General features: G+C 62.3%; 15 protein-coding genes and 2 tRNA genes. 4 read left to right on the top strand and 13 right to left on the bottom strand.

Features of this window, described 5'->3' with window-relative positions:
- Positions 1–6: 6 nt before the first annotated feature.
- From KUA11_RS09010 to KUA11_RS08950, 13 genes are all read right to left on the bottom strand, one after another.
- Complete coding sequence (locus tag KUA11_RS09010; protein WP_217409961.1) at positions 7–648, bottom strand: complex I 24 kDa subunit family protein; 642 nt, start codon at positions 646–648, stop codon at positions 7–9.
- Complete coding sequence (locus KUA11_RS09005; RefSeq protein ID WP_254454787.1) at positions 645–1,937, bottom strand: NADH-quinone oxidoreductase subunit D; 1,293 nt, start codon at positions 1,935–1,937, stop codon at positions 645–647. Before KUA11_RS09005 ends, KUA11_RS09010 begins: the two co-directional genes overlap by 4 nt.
- A 13-nt stretch (positions 1,938–1,950) precedes the next feature.
- A complete protein-coding gene (locus KUA11_RS09000; RefSeq protein WP_166314707.1) occupies positions 1,951–2,607 on the bottom strand; it encodes an NADH-quinone oxidoreductase subunit C in 657 nt (218 codons plus the stop codon).
- Positions 2,600–3,181, bottom strand: a complete 582-nt coding sequence (locus tag KUA11_RS08995; RefSeq protein ID WP_166314704.1) for a NuoB/complex I 20 kDa subunit family protein — start codon at positions 3,179–3,181, stop codon at positions 2,600–2,602. The genes KUA11_RS09000 and KUA11_RS08995 overlap by 8 nt, the downstream gene beginning before the upstream one ends.
- Positions 3,182–3,233: 52 nt before the next feature.
- On the bottom strand, positions 3,234–3,599 hold the full coding sequence (locus KUA11_RS08990; RefSeq protein ID WP_217409960.1) for an NADH-quinone oxidoreductase subunit A: 366 nt from the start codon (positions 3,597–3,599) through the stop codon (positions 3,234–3,236).
- A 335-nt stretch (positions 3,600–3,934) separates the two neighbouring features.
- Positions 3,935–4,009: transfer RNA gene (locus KUA11_RS08985), tRNA-Val, on the bottom strand.
- 113 nt (positions 4,010–4,122) lie between these two features.
- Positions 4,123–4,407 (bottom strand): HU family DNA-binding protein, encoded by a 285-nt coding sequence (locus tag KUA11_RS08980; RefSeq protein WP_166314698.1) that lies wholly within the window; start codon positions 4,405–4,407, stop codon positions 4,123–4,125.
- 153 nt (positions 4,408–4,560) lie between these two features.
- The gene (lon, locus tag KUA11_RS08975) at positions 4,561–7,059 is read right to left on the bottom strand and encodes an endopeptidase La (RefSeq protein WP_217409959.1); all 2,499 of its coding nucleotides are present in this window, start codon (positions 7,057–7,059) and stop codon (positions 4,561–4,563) included.
- Between the two features lie 213 nt (positions 7,060–7,272).
- Complete coding sequence (clpX, locus tag KUA11_RS08970) at positions 7,273–8,538, bottom strand: ATP-dependent Clp protease ATP-binding subunit ClpX (protein WP_217409958.1); 1,266 nt, start codon at positions 8,536–8,538, stop codon at positions 7,273–7,275.
- Between the two features lie 121 nt (positions 8,539–8,659).
- On the bottom strand, positions 8,660–9,298 hold the full coding sequence (locus KUA11_RS08965; protein WP_166314689.1) for an ATP-dependent Clp protease proteolytic subunit: 639 nt from the start codon (positions 9,296–9,298) through the stop codon (positions 8,660–8,662).
- A 243-nt stretch (positions 9,299–9,541) separates the two neighbouring features.
- Positions 9,542–10,873, bottom strand: a complete 1,332-nt coding sequence (gene tig, locus KUA11_RS08960) for a trigger factor (protein WP_217409957.1) — start codon at positions 10,871–10,873, stop codon at positions 9,542–9,544.
- A 125-nt stretch (positions 10,874–10,998) separates the two neighbouring features.
- A tRNA-Leu gene (locus KUA11_RS08955) sits at positions 10,999–11,083 on the bottom strand.
- A 90-nt stretch (positions 11,084–11,173) separates the two neighbouring features.
- Complete coding sequence (locus tag KUA11_RS08950) at positions 11,174–12,631, bottom strand: NAD(P)H-hydrate dehydratase (protein WP_217409956.1); 1,458 nt, start codon at positions 12,629–12,631, stop codon at positions 11,174–11,176.
- A gap of 120 nt (positions 12,632–12,751) precedes the next feature.
- Here KUA11_RS08950 and KUA11_RS08945 point away from each other — a divergent pair, with 120 nt between their 5' ends.
- From KUA11_RS08945 to KUA11_RS08930, 4 genes are all read left to right on the top strand, one after another.
- Entirely contained in the window at positions 12,752–13,201 is a 450-nt protein-coding gene (locus KUA11_RS08945) for a hypothetical protein (RefSeq protein WP_166314680.1), read from the top strand.
- An 816-nt stretch (positions 13,202–14,017) separates the two neighbouring features.
- Positions 14,018–15,556, top strand: coding sequence for a DEAD/DEAH box helicase (locus KUA11_RS08940; RefSeq protein WP_408744175.1), 1,539 nt, complete (start codon positions 14,018–14,020; stop codon positions 15,554–15,556).
- Complete coding sequence (locus tag KUA11_RS08935) at positions 15,540–16,880, top strand: class I SAM-dependent RNA methyltransferase (protein WP_217409954.1); 1,341 nt, start codon at positions 15,540–15,542, stop codon at positions 16,878–16,880. Before KUA11_RS08940 ends, KUA11_RS08935 begins: the two co-directional genes overlap by 17 nt.
- A gap of 107 nt (positions 16,881–16,987) precedes the next feature.
- The gene (locus KUA11_RS08930; RefSeq protein WP_217409953.1) at positions 16,988–18,220 is read left to right on the top strand and encodes a multidrug effflux MFS transporter; all 1,233 of its coding nucleotides are present in this window, start codon (positions 16,988–16,990) and stop codon (positions 18,218–18,220) included.
- The last annotated feature ends 1 nt before the right edge of the window (position 18,221 follow it).

Below are 18,221 nucleotides of genomic sequence, written 5' to 3'. Positions count from 1 at the left end.
TTCTCCTCAGCCCTTCTGTGGGCCTGCGGCCCCCGCGTTCGCGTCAAGCAACACCCGTCGTCCGCCCTCGGGCTCGGAGCCGTGCCGACCGTTGGTGGGGCCGGGCTCTGGTACCTCGCCACGCCGCAACGCCTCGATCAACGCTTCGGTGCGCGGGCCGTCGAGATCTTCATAGAAATCGTTATCCACCTGAAGGATCGGCGCATTGGCGCATGCGCCAAGACATTCCGCCTCGCTCAGCGTGAACAGGCCGTCCGCGCTGGTGCCACCCACATGAGCGATGCCCGCAGCTTTCTTGCACGCGCCCAGCACATCGTCCGAGCCACGCAGCCAGCATGACGTCGTGGTGCAGACCTGAAGGTGATACTTCCCGATCGGCTTGAGGTTGAACATCGTGTAAAATGTCGCGACCTCGTAGATGCGGATCGGCGCGACATCGAGACGCTCCGCCACCACATCCATCGCCACCGTGGGCACCCAGGCACTGCCGGTCTGACGCTTCATCTGGTCCTGCACGATGTAGAGCAACGGCAACGCGCCGCTGGCCTTCCGCTCGGGCGGATACTTGGCCAGCACCTTTGCGATCTCGGCCTCGCTCACTTCATCGAACGCGAAGTGTGTCGGCTGGTCGTGGTTCACGTCGCTCATCGGTCCACCTCACCAAAGACGAGATCCAGCGATCCGATGATCGCCACGGCATCGGCCAGCATGCCGCGCCGCGACATCTCATCGATGGCCTGCAAATGCGCGAAACCCGTGGGGCGGATCTTGCAGCGATAGGGTCGGTTGCTGCCGTCCGCCACCAGATAGACACCGAACTCGCCCTTTGGCGTCTCGACCGCCGTATAGGTCGCGCCCGGCGGCACGTGATAGCCTTCGGTAAACAGCTTGAAGTGATGGATCAGCGCTTCCATCGAACGCTTCATCTCTGCGCGAGGCGGCGGAGAGAACTTGGGATCCTGCACCTTCACCGGACCGGGACGTATCTGCGCCAGACTCTGCTTGATGATCTTCACGCTCTCGCGCATCTCGGCCACGCGGACGAGATAGCGGTCGTAGCAGTCGCCATGCCGCGCCACGGGAATATCGAACGTCACCCGGTCATAGGTGTCATAAGGCTGCGAACGCCGCAGATCCCACGGCACACCCGAGCCGCGCAGGCAGGGACCGCTGAAACCCCACGCCAGCGCCTGCTCGCTGGTGAACACACCAATCCCCACGGTGCGCTGCTTCCAGATACGGTTTTCCGTCAGCAGGCTTTCGAGATCGTCGATCCACGCCGGGAACTCATCGGCCCACCGACCGATCCGCTCCTCCATCCCCGCCGGAAGATCACGCGCCACGCCGCCGGGGCGGAAATAGTTGGCATGAAACCGCGCGCCCGAAACGGCTTCATAAAATTCGAGAAGCTTTTCACGCTCCTCATATCCCCAAAGTGCCGGCGTCACCGCGCCACAATCCAGCCCCATGGCGGTCAGATTGAGGATATGATTCAGGATGCGCGTGATTTCCGCGAAGATGACCCGAATCCACTGCGCCCGCTCCGGCGCCGTAATACCCAGAAGCTTCTCGGTTGCCAGCGCGAACGCATGCTCCTCGCTCATCGGGGAGGCGTAATCGAGCCGGTCGAAATAGGGGAGCGCTTTGGGGTAGGTCTTGTATTCGATCAGCTTTTCCGTGCCGCGATGCAACAGGCCGATATGCGGCACCGCACGGGCCACAACCTCGCCCTCCATCTCCAGCACCAGACGCAGAACGCCGTGCGCCGAAGGGTGCTGCGGACCGAAATTCAGCGAATGGCTGTCGATCTCGACCGTGCGTCGCTCGACTTTTTGCTCGACAGCGGGTTCCGGCAGGAGCGATTCCGGCAGCGGACCTTCATCAAGCGCATCACGCAGACCGGGCTGTGGTCCATCCGTTTTCAGGGCCTGTGTCATCCTTGGGCTCCTGTCACTTCAGCTTCTTCATGATCTGGCGCAGTTCATGCGCCCGCTCGTCACCCGGCAGGGTCAGCACCCCTTCCCATGGTGAGACGAAATCGAAATCGCGGAAATCCTGCGTGAGCGAAACCGGCTCGCGCACGATCTGGCGACGGTCCGGGTCGTAGCGGACCTCGGTGTAACCCGTCAGCGGGAAGTCCTTGCGCAGCGGATGCCCCTCGAACCCGTAATCCGAGAGGATACGCCGCAAATCCGGCTGGCCCGAGAACAGCACGCCAAACAGATCGTAGCACTCCCGCTCCCACCACGTGGCGCAGGGCCAGAGCTTGTGAATGGAGGGCACCGGCGTGAGCTCATCAGTCGTCACGATCACGCGGATACGGTGATTGTGACTGACGGAGAGCAGGTTGTACACCACGTCGAACCGCTCCGGGCGTTCCGGGAAATCGACGCCACAAAGATCCATCATCTGTTCGCAACGAAAACGCGGATCGTCACGCAGCAGCGTCATGAGCGGGATCAGGCGCTCACGTTCAGCCCGAACAACGAGTTCCCCGCCCTCCAGCGACGCGGAGCGGATGCCCGGCAGCGTCGTGGAGAGGGTGAACGCCAGAGCGGAAAGGCAGGACGAGCCGCGCGTCCCAACGGGTGCGGTTGCCTCAGCCACGGAGAATGGTCCCTGTCCGACGAATTTTTTTCTGAAGCAGCAGGATGCCGTAGATCAGCGCCTCCGCCGTGGGTGGGCAGCCGGGCACATACACATCCACTGGCACCACGCGGTCACAGCCCCGCACGACCGAATAGGAATAATGGTAATAGCCACCACCATTGGCACAGGAGCCCATGGAAATGACCCAACGCGGTTCGGCCATCTGGTCGTACACGCGCCGCAGAGCAGGCGCCATCTTGTTGGTGAGCGTACCCGCCACGATCATCACGTCCGACTGACGTGGCGATCCGCGCGGGATGATGCCCATGCGGTCAAGATCGTAGCGCGGCATGTAAGCGTGGATCATCTCCACCGCGCAGCAGGCCAGACCGAAAGACATCGGCCACAGGCTACCCGTGCGCCCCCAGTTCACCAGCTTGTCGAGACTGGCGACAACAAAGCCCTTCTCGCTGATCTCACCGGTGATCCCGCGGACGATGGCGTCCTGCTCAGGCCCCGGCGGCACCATGTCGCGGTTCCAGACGATATTCTGCCCCGCATTTTGGGCTGTCTCGGGGTTTTCACCGCTCATCGCGCGTTCTCCACCACATCACACACTCGGCCGAACTCTCGCACCCAATCCATCAATCCCAATCGAGCGCACCTTTGCGCCACTCGTAGAGAAAACCGATTCCCAGCACGCCGAGAAAACCCATCATGGACAGAAAGCCGAGCAACCCGATCCGCGAAAGGCTAATTGCCCAAGGGAACAGGAAGGCCACTTCCAGATCGAAGATGATGAACAGGATCGAGACGAGATAGAACCGCACATCGAAGCGGCGTCGGGCGTCATCGAACGCCTCGAATCCGCACTCATACGCCGTAAGTTTCTCGGCATAGGGCTTCTGCTGCCCGCACACGAGGGAAGCGCCCAGCATCGCACCGGCGATCACCACCGCCAGCACTCCGAAAATCAGCACGGGAAGATAAGCGTCGATCGTCGAAGTCATGCTGTCTCCCTTCTCCTCCATCCGATGGTGCGGATGGTGTGTCCCGTCTGTCCTAACCGTCGCGCCCAAACTAGGTCCATGAACCCAGCCTGACCAGTGACGCGCCCCCATCTGCTTGGGAACTTTTCCGTGTGAAACGACTCGACCGTATACAGTCACGGCGATCCCTACGGAAAACAGCCACTTTTTCTTATTGAACACACGCGCATGTGACACGCAATGACATGAAACAAATCGACAGGTCATTCCGAAAACGAAACACTACAGAGGGCCGCACAACGGTTTTCTGCGCCAGCAGTCGGGACGTGAAACAGCAATTTGCAAGGAAGAAGGAATGGTGGGTGATGACGGGATCGAACCGCCGACCATCTCGGTGTAAACGAGACGCTCTACCGCTGAGCTAATCACCCGCGCCGTGGTTAGCCAAAAGCCACGGAACAATCAAGTCGCTGAAATACGAAACGGGCGGACAGGGTTTCCCCTGACCGCCCGCTCCAAAAGCTTGGTCCTAAAGGGACCGTGATCAGCTCACGGCGTCCTTGAGGGTCTTGCCCGGCTTGAAGCGCACGGAGGTGGAGGCCGGAATGTCGATCTCCTCACCGGTGCGCGGGTTACGGCCCTTGGTGGCCTTGCGGTGAGCCGTCACAAACGAGCCGAAACCGACGAGACGGACTTCCTGTCCACCCTTGAGCGCCTTCTCGATAGCCGCGAACACCGCGTCCACCACTTCGCCAGCCTTCGCCTTGGGCAGGTCAACTTCGTCTGCAACAACCGAGACGAGTTCCTGCTTGTTGAGCGGCTTGTCCATACGTACGCCTTTCTATGTTCAGGTCCCCCGGAACCGTTCCGACCCCGGGGGACATTCCGCGGCGCACTATGAAGCCGTTTTCCGCCACGTCAACAGCCTCCGCGTGCGGCAGGCCCGCAAAAATGGTTACCTGCCCGTTGACGACTCCCTCCTTCAGTGAGCGACAGCGCTCGCGACAGCGGGAGCGGCGATAGGAGCGAGTTGGTCCGTCTCATCCTCCCACTCGATCGGCACCGGGACACGAACCAGCGCGCGGTCGATCACCTCATCCACATGCGAGACCGGAACCAACTCGAGATTCCGCTTCACCGCCTCGGGAAGTTCCGCAATGTCCTTCTCATTCTCCTTGGGTAGGAACACCGTCTTGATGCCTGCGCGCAAAGCCGCCAGCAGCTTTTCCTTGAGACCGCCGATGGGCAGCACACGGCCACGCAGAGTGATCTCGCCGGTCATGGCCACGTCATGCCGCACAGGAATACCCGTCAGCACGCTGACCAGCGACGTCGCCATGGCGATACCCGCCGAAGGACCGTCTTTCGGAGTCGCCCCTTCCGGAACATGCACGTGCAGGTCGCGCTTTTCGAACAGCGTCGGCTTGATGCCGAACTGCACCGCGCGGCTACGGACATAGGAAAGAGCCGCAGAGACGCTCTCCTGCATCACATCGCCCAGCTTGCCGGTCTGCTTGACGTTGCCCTTGCCGGGCACCATCACGCTCTCGATCGTCAGGATCTCACCGCCCACCTCGGTCCAGGCCAATCCGGTGACCACGCCGACCATATCGGTGATCTCCGTCTCTCCATGCGAGAACCGGCGCACACCCGCGAACTTGCCGAGATTTTTCTCGGTGACCGCGACCTTCTTGGCCTTGCCCGTGACGATTTCCTTCACGACCTTGCGGGCCACATTGGCAATCTCACGCTCAAGACTGCGAACGCCAGCTTCACGTGTGTAGAAGCGGATCAGATCCATCAGCGCCGCATCCGAGATCGACCACTCCTCAGGCTTGAGGTTATGTGCCTCGCCCTGCTTGGCGATCAGATGCCGCTTCGCGATGTTGAGCTTCTCATCCTCGGTGTAACCGGAGAGACGAATGATCTCCATGCGGTCCAGAAGCGGCTGCGGCATGTTCAGACTGTTCGCCGTGGTGACGAACATTACATCCGACAGATCGTAATCCACTTCGAGATAGTGATCCGAGAACGTCGCATTCTGCTCAGGGTCGAGAACCTCAAGCAGGGCGGACGCCGGATCGCCGCGCCAATCCGCGCCGAGCTTGTCGATCTCATCGAGCAGGAAGAGCGGGTTGGACACCTTCGCCTTCTTCATACCCTGAATGATCTTGCCCGGCATGGAGCCGATATAGGTCCGGCGATGGCCGCGGATCTCGGACTCGTCGCGCACACCACCCAGCGACATGCGGACATAGTGCCGTCCCGTCGCCTTCGCGATGGCGCGCGCCAACGTGGTCTTACCCACACCCGGCGGCCCGACAAGGCACAGGATCGGTCCCTTCACCTTCTGGGAACGGCTCTGCACCGCCAGATATTCAAGGATACGCTCCTTGACCTTCTCCAGCGCGTAATGGTCCTCATCAAGAACCTTCTCGGCCTCGACCAGATCGGTCTTGACCTTGGTGCGCTTTTTCCATGGCACGCTCAGCAGCCAGTCGAGATAGTTGCGCACGACCGTGGACTCGGCCGACATCGGGCTCATGCCGCGCAGCTTCTTCAGCTCAGCCTGCGCCTTCTCGCGCGCCTCCTTGCTGAACTTCGTCTTGGCGATCTTCTCTTCGAGCTCGGCGGTCTCGTCCTTGCCGTCCTCGCCTTCGCCGAGTTCTTTCTGGATCGCCTTGAGCTGCTCGTTGAGGTAGTACTCGCGCTGCGTCTTCTCCATCTGCCGCTTTACGCGGCCACGGATGCGCTTCTCCACCTGCAGGACGCCGATCTCGGCTTCCATATGGGCGAGAATCTTCTCAAGCTGCTTGGTGACTGTCGGCAGCTCAAGGATTTCCTGCTTCTCGGAAATCTTGAGATTGAGATGGCTCGCAATCGTGTCAGCCAGCTTGGACAGGTCGCTGATCTGATTCAGCGAAACCATCACCTCGGCCGCGATCTTCTTGTTGAGCTTCACATACTGCTCGAACTGCCCCACCACCGCGCGCGCAAGGGCTTCCGCCTCCTCGCTCGCGACCGGGACATCCTCGACCAGTTCGATGTCGGCCTCGAAATGGCCCTCGACCTCGTGCAGCGTCTTCACCCGCGCGCGGCGGTTGCCTTCGACCAGCACCTTCACCGTGCCATCGGGCAGCTTGAGAAGCTGTAGGATCGTGGAAACCGTGCCGAAACGATAGATATCGTCCGCCGCCGGATCGTCCACCGTCGCGTCCTTCTGTGTTACCAACAGGATCTGCTTGTCCTCGCTGGTGACAGCTTCCAGTGCGCGCACGGATTTCTCACGCCCCACGAAGAGGGGGACGATCATATGCGGAAAGACCACAATGTCGCGCAGCGGCAGCACCGCCACACGGCCCGGCGTCTCGGGAAGCGTTTTCACCGCCTCTTCCACGGGAGACGTGGCAGGCACAACCGCTTCCGTCTTCTTGGTGGTGCGCTTGCGGCGCGGAGCGGGGGTCTTGTCTTTTTCTGTCATACTAGTGCCGATGACCTCCTGAATGGACGATCCCGCCCTGCGCGCCCGCCTTCGGCACGCCCACGGCAGATCTGCCCGTCGGCAAACGGCGACCTACATTCCGGCCGCCGCTTCCTTCCTTGATATCGGTATCGATGGGTGCGCTCACAAGGGGCCAGCGGAACGGATGTTCCCCTCGTCTCCGCAGTGTGAAGCAAAGAGAGCCGGCCGCACTCAGGCGGACTGCTCCGTCGGCTGCTCCTTGCCCTTGCCATACACATAGACAGGAGCGGCACGGCCTTCCGCGGAATCGCGGTTGACCACCACTTCCTCCACGTTTTCCAGCCCGGGCAGGTCGAACATGGTGGACAGCAGAATGCTCTCGAGAATGGAACGCAGACCGCGCGCACCCGTCTTACGCTCCAGCGCGCGGTGGGCAATCGCTTTCAGCGCGTCGTCCGTGAACGTCAGCTTCACATCTTCCATCTGGAAGAGCTTGGCATACTGCTTGACCAGCGCGTTCTTCGGCGCGGACAGTATCTGCACCAGCGCGGCTTCGTCCAGATCATCAAGCGTCGCCACGACAGGCAGACGACCGATGAACTCGGGGATCAGGCCGAACTTGACCAGATCCTCAGGCTCCACATTCTTGAGCACAGCACCCGTGCGCTGCTCGTCCGGATCCTTCACATCGGCACCGAAGCCAATACCCGAACCTTTTCCGCGCGCGGAGATGATCTTCTCAAGCCCCGCGAACGCACCGCCGCAGATGAAGAGCATGTTGGTGGTGTCCACCTGCAGGAACTCCTGCTGCGGATGCTTGCGTCCACCCTGCGGCGGCACGGACGCCACCGTGCCTTCCATCAGTTTGAGCAACGCCTGCTGCACGCCCTCGCCACTCACATCGCGGGTGATGGAAGGGTTGTCGGACTTGCGGGAAATCTTGTCGATCTCGTCGATATAAACGATGCCGCGCTGCGCGCGTTCCACATTGTAGTCCGCCGCCTGCAGCAGCTTGAGGATGATATTCTCCACATCCTCGCCCACATACCCCGCTTCGGTCAGCGTGGTGGCGTCGGCCATGGTGAACGGCACATCGATAATGCGCGCCAGCGTCTGGGCCAGCAGCGTCTTGCCCGAGCCGGTCGGACCGATGAGCAGGATGTTGGACTTCGAAATCTCAACGTCGCTGTTCTTCTGTGCGTAGGCCAGCCGCTTGTAGTGATTATGAACCGCGACCGAGAGCACCTTCTTCGCCTCGGACTGGCCGATCACATAATCGTCGAGGATCGCGCAGATTTCCTTGGGAGTCGGCACACCGTCGCGCGACTTCACCAACGTCGTCTTGTGCTCCTCACGGATGATGTCCATGCACAGTTCGACGCACTCGTCGCAGATGAACACCGTCGGCCCCGCGATGAGCTTGCGGACCTCATGCTGGGACTTTCCGCAGAACGAGCAATACAGCGTGTTCTTGGAATCGCCGGACTTCGCGTTCATCAGCCGTTCCTCAACCTTTGACCCCGAAGGGCCGCCCGACCTGAAGGCCGGGCAAAAAAAAACCGTAGCCGCTCCCTGCCCGCTCATCAAGGCAAGGCCATCCCGGCCTGCGGTGAAGGATTTACGCCTTCTCCGGTGACTGGGCCTCATGGCTGCGGATGACTTCGTCCACGATACCGAAAGACTTGGCTTCTTCGGCGGACATGTAGCTGTCACGCTCCAGCTTGCGCTCGATTTCCTCAAGCGTCTGACCGGTGTGCTCGCGGTAGATCTCGTTGAGGCGACGGCGGATCGTGAGGATCTCCTGCGCCTGAATCTCGATATCGCTCGCCTGCCCCTGCGCACCACCCGAGGGCTGATGCACCATCACGCGCGCATTCGGCAGCGCGTAGCGGCGCTTGGCGGCACCCCCGGCCAGCAGCAGCGACCCCATGGACGCCGCCTGCCCCAGACAGACCGTGCTGACCGGGCTGCGGATGTACTGCATGGTGTCGTAGATCGACAGGCCCGCCGACACCACGCCACCGGGGCTGTTGATGTAGAACGAGATTTCCTTCGTCGGGTTCACGCTCTCCAGATAAAGAAGCTGCGCACAGATGACAGAGGCGACCTGATCGTAGACCGGACCGGTCAGGAAAATGATCCGCTCCTGCAGAAGGCGCGAATAGATATCGAACGCACGCTCGCCGCGAGAGGTCTGCTCGACCACCATCGGCACGAGAGAGTTGTTGTAAATCTCGACAGGGTTCGAATCCCTCATCACATCATTCCCGACTTGTGTGCCTGCGTGTCCCGCCCCGATGGCGGAGACGGGGCGGAGCAGCGCCCGGTCTGTCTAAGATAGAGATAAACCTCTCCGACGCCACCCCGCGACGCGAAAATCGGTGTGATTTGCATCGCGGGCATCAACATATCTCCCAAAACGAACACGGCACCCACCCCCTCACACCGGAAGGGATGGGTGCCGCGAATCGCAAGCCCCCGAAAGGACCACTCAACCGTTTCAGGCGCCAGCGGCTGGCATGTCGGCCAGTTCTTCCGGTGTCACCGTCTTGTCCTCGACCTTCGCCAGCTCGACAATGTAGTCGATCACCTTGTTTTCGAAGATCGGGCCACGAAGGGACTCGGACGCCTGCGGGTTCTTCACGAAGAAGTCGAACACCTGCTGCTCCTGACCACGATAACGCATGGCCTCGGCACGGATGGCGCGCGCCATCTCGTCCTGCGTGACGGTGATGCCCTTTTCGCGGCCGATTTCGGCCAGAAGAAGGCCCAGCTTCACACGACGCTCGGCGATCTTGCGGTAGTCCGCCTTCAGCGTCGCTTCGTCCTTGTCCTTGTCTTCGTCATCCAGCTCGCCCGACTTGCGGTCGGCCTCGACACGCGCCCAGATCTGCTCGAACTCGGCGTCCACCATGCCTTCAGGCGCAGGGAAATCGGTCTTTTCAGCCAGCTTGTCCAGAAGCTCGCGCTTCAGACGAAGACGAGAAAGCTGCTCGTATTCACCCTCGACCTGCTTGCCGATCAGCTCACGGATCTGCTCAAGGCTCTCGAAACCGAGCTTCTTGGCCAGATCGTCGTTGATCTCGGATTCGACCGGCTTCTTCAGTTCACGGGCCTTAATATCGAACGTGGCGGTCTGACCGGCCAGTTCCTTCGCGCCGTAATCCTCAGGGAACGTCACCGTGATGACCTTCTCCTCGCCCGGCTTCATACCCTCGATCTGCTCGGCAAAACCGGGAATGAACCCTTCGCCGCCGATCTCGACATTGATGTTCTCAGCCGTGCCGCCCTCGAAAGGCACGCCATCGCGCTTGCCTACGAAGTCGATCGCAATGATGTCGCCCTTGGCAGCCGGACGCACTTCCTCGACCGTTACGAACTCACGCTGACGCTTGGCGATGTCCTCAATGGCCTTGTCCACCGTGGCGGCATCCGGCTCGGCCTTCAGGCGCACGAGAGAGAGATCGGACAGATCAGGCACCTTGATTTCGGGCAGAACTTCCGTCTCGACCTTGAATTCCAGATCGCCCTTGCCGTCACCACCCGACGTCACTTCGACCTTCGGCTGGAGAGCGGGGCGCAGATTACGCTCCTCGAACAGGCTGCGCAGCGAGTCGTTCACCGTCTGCTCAAGCACCTCGCCCTTCACGCTGTCACCGAAGCGCTGACGCGCGATGGCGACGGGCACCTTGCCCGGACGGAAGCCCGGCAGCTTGGCGGAAGCGGCCACTTCCTTGAGACGGGCCTCCTCCTTCTGCTCGAGTTCGGCCGACGGAACGACCACGGTGAAGGCGTGCTTCAGGCCTTCGGAAAGCGTCTCTGTAACCTGCATATGCCCAGGCCATCCTCTTCGTACGAACTCGTCACAAACATCCGGGCACCGACCCTCGTGGCTGCACCCGTCATTCCGGCGAAAGACCGCGACAGCGGTCACGTCCTCAGCCCAAGACAGACAATTGGTACGGGCGGAGGGACTTGAACCCCCACGACTTGCGCCACCAGAACCTAAATCTGGCGTGTCTACCAATTCCACCACGCCCGCACATGACCTGCCGGCTCACCCGGAACGTCAAGGGCGCCCGCTTACCGCAGACCGCCGCGCGGGGCAAGGTCGCGGCCGCGTCTTGTACGCTCACCGTTTCCGGGATTCCGCCTCATCGCTCTCCCCCTGAACCCGCGTCGCCTCATCCCGGGCTGCGCCCAGATGCACGTCTAGATCCTCCGCGATCAGCCAGTCTCCAGCGCGCAGTCCTGCCTCTCCGTGCAGCCACACACCGGCGCAGGCCGCCTCCCATGGCTCCATCCGGGCCGCGAGCAGTGCGCCAATGATCCCCGTCAGCGTGTCTCCCGAACCCGCTGTCCCGAGCGCGGGGGTGGCATGCGTGTTGATCGCCACGCGACCGTCCGGCGCTGCGATGAGCGTGGACGCGCCCTTGAGCACCACCACCGCCTCAATGTGCGCCGCCGCCGCGCGGGCTGCCGCCAGAAGGTCGTCGCCCGGCTTGCCGAACACCCGCGCAAACTCGCCTGCATGGGGCGTCACCACGGCCACGCCACGCAGACGCTCCGGCGCACCGGCCGCCCACGAAAATGCTCCCGCATCCGCCAGCACACAGCGCTTTGCCGCCACCAGCGCAGGCAGCACCTTTTCCACTTCTTCCGGCAGCAGACCGGGACCGCAGATCCAGACATGCCGCCGCTGGTCCTCCAGTAACGTCTCAAGAGCCCCATCGTCGATGATCAACCCCGGCGCCCCCAGCCGAAAGCCGGGCGCCGCTTCACCTGCTGCGATGCGCACCAACCCGGCGCCCGTGTGCCGTGCAGCCGTAGCCGAAAGACGCGCCGCTCCCGGCATGGCCGCACCCGCGCACAGACTCACCACGCCACGGCTGTATTTGTGCGACTCCATTCCCGGCACAGGAAGCCGCCACAAACCCGGCCTGTTCCAGAACGTCTGCACCACAACGTCATCGAGCGTGGCGACAGGAATGCCGATGTCATGCACTTCCAGTTGGCCGCACAACTCCCGTCCCGGCAGAAGCAAATGCCCGGGCTTGGCACGAAAGAACGTGACCGTCAGTTCCGCAGCCCGCGCATGGCCGCGCACATGCCCTGTCGCGCCGTCCACGCCCGTGGGCATGTCGATGGCCACGACGCGCTTCGCCGCAGCAAGCACAGCCCCCACATCGTCGCTCACATCACGCGACAGACCCGCGCCGAACACCGCATCGATCACAAGATCGGCACGTGCGGCCTCCTGCGCTGTAAATGGCACACGTGGCCCATGGAATCGGGCCATTACCGCCGCGGCATCGCTACCCGGTTTCGGCTCTGCCATCACGGCGGCGCTGACGGGCCAGCCTGCATTCGCCAGATAGCGGGCAGCCACCCAGCCGTCCCCGCCATTATTACCCGGCCCGCAGAGCACCAGCACACGAACCGGTTTCGTGAAACGTCGCACGGCGCGGGCCACAGCCCGACCGGCGTGTTCCATGAGAACGCTCACAGGCACGGTGCGGGAGGCCGCGTGATCGATGCGCCCCATTTCCTGTGGGGACGGAAGAGCGAATGTGTGACGGTCCTGTGTCATGTCGGGGAACCTTTCATGATTTCGGCAAGCCGCGCGAAACAGGCGCTCGCTTGCGTTCCTTGGCCGAATTGGCGATCAAGCCGCACGATCGTCCTGTCGTCCTGATCCGATGGAGTCCGCATGCCTCACATCCTCTGGAGCCTCGTTCTCACCCTGCACATCGCCGGCATGGCCGTCTGGGTGGGTGGAGCGACCTATGCCGCGCTGATCCTCCGTCCGGCGCTCACGCTACTCGACAATGCCCAGCGCAGCGCCGTGCATCTGCTCACGCTCAAGCGATTCCTGCGCGTGGTCTGGCACCTGATGCCCACGGTGCTGATCACCGGCTGGCTGATGATCGTGCACGAAGGCGGCTTTGCCGTCATGCCCTGGACCGTCAACGCCATGCAGGTTTTCGGTCTCATCATGGCTGGACTGTTCCTGCGCGTCTTCTACGGTCCCTATCAGACAGCCCGACGCGCCATGCGGCCCAAGCCCGCCACTTTCGACTCCATCCGCAGCTTGATGCTGGGAATCGTGGGTTGCGGAATGCTCGCCATTCTCTGCGCGGCGATGGGACACGGGTTCTGACGCACGCATCGCCTCATTTCCGTCGGCGCTCGTGCCGCCGACGGTGCTTGATTTTCTGCTCGGGACAGCCTACCGACAGGCACCGGTTCTGATCCCGGCCATCCGCGCACCGCGCGCATCTGCCTCACCGCAGCCGACATATCTGAGAGCGACTTGAGCCCCAAAGCCACCGACACGACCGAGAGGAAGCCGCGCAAGGCGGCAGCACGTCCACGCGCCCGCAAGGCCGCCACAGCGGAAGCTCCCGTCCCCGACGAGACGACGGAAGCCCTTGCCGTACAGACAGAGGCCCCTCAGGCCGAGACCGGCAAGCCCGCTCGACGAACGACACGACGCAAGACGAGCGCGGCAGTGAAAACGATAGCTGTCGAGACCGAAGAGACTCCGGCGAAGCCTGCGCCTAAAGCCACGCGCACGCGCAAAAAAGTTGCCAAGCCTGAAGTTGTCACAGAGGTGGAAACACCGACGGCCACTGAGAAAGAGGTGAAGGCGCCGGCAAAAAAGCGGGCGCCCCGGCGCAAGGCTGCGACAACCGTTGCTGCCGAAGCCGTTCCAGCCACCGAATCGGCTGACACGCCCGAGGCTTCCAAGGACACTCCGAAAAAGACACCGCGCAAGCGTGCCACCAGTGCGACCACCCGCAAGCCGCGTGCAAAGAAAGCAACCAAGGTAGAAACCGCCGAAGAGACGGCTCCTACGGCTGAAACCGTCGAACCGCAGACGCCTGCGGAAGATGAAGAGCATCACCCGCTCCACATCACCGGCGCGCTGGAGGTCACCGCAGAACCGGCTCCCCAGTCGCACGAATCCGTCATTATCGAAGCGGCGCCTGTCGTTGCGGCACCTGTGGCCAAAGCCGAAGACGCTGAGCCATTGTTCAGCGATCTGGGTCTCTCCGCGCCGCTCCTGCAGGCTGTGCAGGAGATGGGATATGTCCATCCGACACCGATTCAGGCGCAGGCCATTCCCGCCGTGTTGCGTGGGCAGGATGTGCTGGGCGTGGCGCAGACCGGCACCGGCAAGACAGCCTCCTTCACGCTGCCGCTGCTTGAAATCCTGTCCGGTTCCCGCGCCCGCGCTCGGATGCCGCGTTCTCTCATTCTCGAACCGACGCGCGAACTCGCGCTTCAGGTGGCGGAGAACTTCGTCAACTACGGCAAGCACCTCAAGCTGACCCACGCGCTGCTCATCGGCGGTGAAAGCATGGCCGATCAGAAGGAAGTGCTGAACCGCGGCGTGGACGTGCTGATCGCAACGCCCGGTCGCCTGATCGACCTGTTCGAACGAGGCGGCCTACTGCTTACTCAGACGCGCATCCTCGTCATCGACGAAGCCGACCGCATGCTGGACATGGGCTTCATCCCCGACATCGAGCGTATTGTGGGTCTCCTACCCCGCACCCGGCAGACGCTCTTCTTTTCGGCCACCATGGCTCCCGAGATTCGTCGTCTGGCCGATGCCTTCCTCCAGTCCCCGCGCGAAATCACCGTCAGCCGCCCCTCCACAGTGGCCACGACGATCGAAGCGGGTCTGGTGGTCGTAGATGACGGCGACAAGCGCAAGACGCTGCGCCGCATGCTGCGAGCCGAGAACCTCCAAAATGCGATCATCTTCTGCAACCGCAAACGTGACGTGGACGTGCTGCTGAAATCGTTGCTCAAGCACGGTTTCTCCGCTGGAGCGCTGCATGGCGACCTGCCGCAGTCGGTCCGTTTCCAGACACTGGAGAAGTTCAAGTCCGGCAAACTGAAGATTCTTGTCTGCTCTGATGTTGCCGCTCGCGGGATCGACATCGGTGGTCTGTCGCATGTCTTCAACTTCGATCTGCCCTTCCATGCGGAGGATTATGTCCACCGCATCGGACGCACCGGTCGCGCGGGCAAACAGGGCAAGGCTTACAGTCTGGCCACTCCGCACGACCGCAAATTCGCCGAAGCGATCGAAGCCCTGACCGGCGCGCCGATCCCCCGCCTTAAACTCGAAGGCGTCGAACAGCTCGATTGGGCTGCGGGAGACGATGATACGAGTGGACGCGGCCGCAACAAGCGCAAGCGCCGCAGCAACTCGGACAAAAAATCCGAGACGGACACGCAACCCGCCGCGCGCAAGACCGAGGAGCGTGAGGCTCGTCCGGTCAAGCCTCGTGAAGAAACGCAGGCTCCGGCCCGTGACGAGCGTCGTGCGCCACCGCGTAAGCGCGATGATCGCCGTAACAACAATGGCAGTTCCGATATCCCCGATGCCCCGGCGGAAAGCGTGACCGGTTTTGGCGCGGATATGCCTCACTTCATGACGCTCCCCCGCCGCGTGCCGGTGAAGATTGAGGATATGGGTGAGGATGCGGCGGAAGCCTGAGCGCCGCCGTTCCCGCACTTCACCTCGTCCTGACGCTGTCCTTGTTCCGCCTTTCGCATGGAAGGTCGAAGAGCTTGGAAGTGCTGGGGATGGGCTGGCGCGGCCACTCGATCCGTCGAATGGCACGGATGTTGCCTTCATCCCCTTAACAGCCCCCGGCGACGTGGTGCTGGCCCAGCCGATTGGTCAAGGCCGCGTCCGACTTGTGGAGGTGATGACCCCGGCTCCCGAGCGGGTTCCGCCACCTTGCGGGCTTTTCGGTGTTTGCGGCGGCTGCACGCTCCAGCATCTTTCCCTGTCGTGGATTCAGGCGTGGAAAAAGAACCGGATTCAGGACGGCCTCCAGAAAGCGGGCGCCACAACGCTTCCATCGATCTCCGTTGTCGCAACGCCGCCTTCCACACGCCGACGTGCGGATCTGGCCGTGCGCCAACAGGGCACAGCACTGGTTATCGGCCTGCATCGCCGTGGCGGCGATGTGGTGGATCTGACCGAATGCCATGTGTTGCACCCCGATATCCTGAGGCTTCTACCCCCTCTGCGGGATCTGTTTCCCCGACTTGATCTGTTCCGTCGCGAAGCGGAACTTGCGATCAATCTTCTCGATACCGGGCCTGATCTCCTGATCGTCTCGAAACACGATGCCTCCCCACGCGATCGGGAGCGGCTGGCCGATTTCACCCGTGCGCACGGCATTCCCCGCATTGCTGGCAAGCGATCGGGCCCGAAGGAAGAACCTGAAATACTGGCTCAGGTGGGCCCGCCTCGAATCGCTTTTGCAGGCGTGGATGTCGAACCGCCACCTGGAGCCTTCCTGCAGGCCAGCCGCGAAGGTGAAGCCGCGATCCAGCAGGCTGTTGTAGCTGCGCTGCCTCGTATTCCGGGACGCAAAGCCCACGTCGTTGAACTCCATGCAGGATGCGGAACTCTCACGTTTCCGTTGGCAGAGCATACCCGGGTCGAGGCGTATGAGGGTCATCCCGGAGCCACCCGCGCCCTTCAGCGCGCGGCCACAGGGCATCGGGTGGAAGCTCACCAGCGCGATCTCGACCGGCAGCCATTGAACGCCCGCGAACTGGGAACAGCGCTGGCTGTGGTGCTCGACCCACCGTATGGGGGCGCCGGGCTGCAAATGCAGGCTCTGCTCGACGCCAAACCCACCACTCTCATCTATGTAAGCTGCAATCCACAAATACTGTTTCGAGACGCCGCCCGACTTCTGGCCTGCGGCTATACGATCGATGCGGTGACCGTAGTGGACCAGTTCCTGTGGTCGGCCGAGATCGAGACTGTCTGCCGTTTTTCGCGCAAAGCCACCCGCTAACGCCGCCATGCCGTGTGTCGAGGTCCGCTTCACACCGGGCAGGCATGGACAGGTCCATCCTGCACGGGCATAGGCGCAATTCTCTCGTTTTCTGGCCGGATTCAGGCATGCCCAGCAAGCACTCCGTCGAACTGATGCAGGCCAGCGGACGCCTGCCCTTCTCCCTTGTCGTTCTGCTGGGCCTCGTGACCGCTATCGGTCCGCTGTCCACCGACATGTATCTTCCGGCCTTCCCCATTCTGGATCACGATCTCGGGGGTGGGCCGGGTTCCGCCCAATTCACGCTGGCAGCATGGTTTGCCGGGCTGGCGGTAGGGCAGTTTTCCTCCGGTCCCCTTTCGGACCGGTTCGGGCGACGCGCACCGTTGATGGGCGGATTGCTGATCTACATCCTCGCGTCCATCGGTTGTGCCGTAACCGCCAATTTTCACCTGTTCTGTGTGTTCCGTTTTCTCGCGGCCATCGGGGGATCGGCCAGCGCCGTGGTACCTCGCGCCGTGATCCGCGACATCGCGACCGGGCGGGATGGCGCACGCATCATGACCCAGCTCACGCTGGTATTCGGTGTCATGCCGATTCTGGCGCCTTCTCTGGGCGGAGTCGTTCTCGCCTTCGGCTCATGGCGGTATATCTTCTGGATTGCCGTGCTCTATGGCCTCATCGGATGCGCGGCCATTGCGCTCGTGCTGCCCGAAACACTTCCACAGGCGCGGCGTGTGCGTCTGCCGCCCGCCGCCATCCTTTCGCGCTATCTTCTGGTTCTGCGCGAGCCGCATTTCCTGCTCAATGCGCTCATCGCCAGTGCCTCCACCTTTGTCATGTTCGCTTATATCGGCGGAGCACCCGTGGTGTTCGAGCATCTGCTCGGCTTTTCCCCGGCCCAGTTCGCTCTCTTCTTTGGCGTCAACGCCGCCCTGTTCATTGCCAGCACACAGGTCAGCGGCTGGCTCATTCACCGCATGGAACTGGAAACGCTGATGCAGTTCGGCATCGCGTGGTGCGCGTGCGCCGGATTATTGAGTGTGGGACTGGTCGCATCCCATATCGTGACGGCCGCTACGCCGCTTGCCATAGGCGCACTGATCGTCTTCATGACCGGTTCTCTGGGCTTCATCGGTGGCAACGCCACCGTGCTGGCCCTGCACCATCACGGTGCTCATGCCGGCACCGCCTCGGCCATGATGGGCACGCTGCAATTCAGCATCGGATCGATAAGCGGTCTCATCATGGGTTTCATGCCCGCCGACTCAATCATCCCCACCTTCTGCGTCATGGCGCTGGGGCCGGTAATGATGGTGGCGGCAAATGCTCTGCGCCGTCGTCTCAGTCCCGGCCCCTGAA

The organism is Acetobacter estunensis, from assembly GCF_019083805.1.
Taxonomy (GTDB): Bacteria; Pseudomonadota; Alphaproteobacteria; order Acetobacterales; family Acetobacteraceae; genus Acetobacter; species Acetobacter estunensis_A.
Note: the sequence above shows the minus strand (reverse complement) of the source record. Positions and strands in the feature narration are given on the sequence as shown.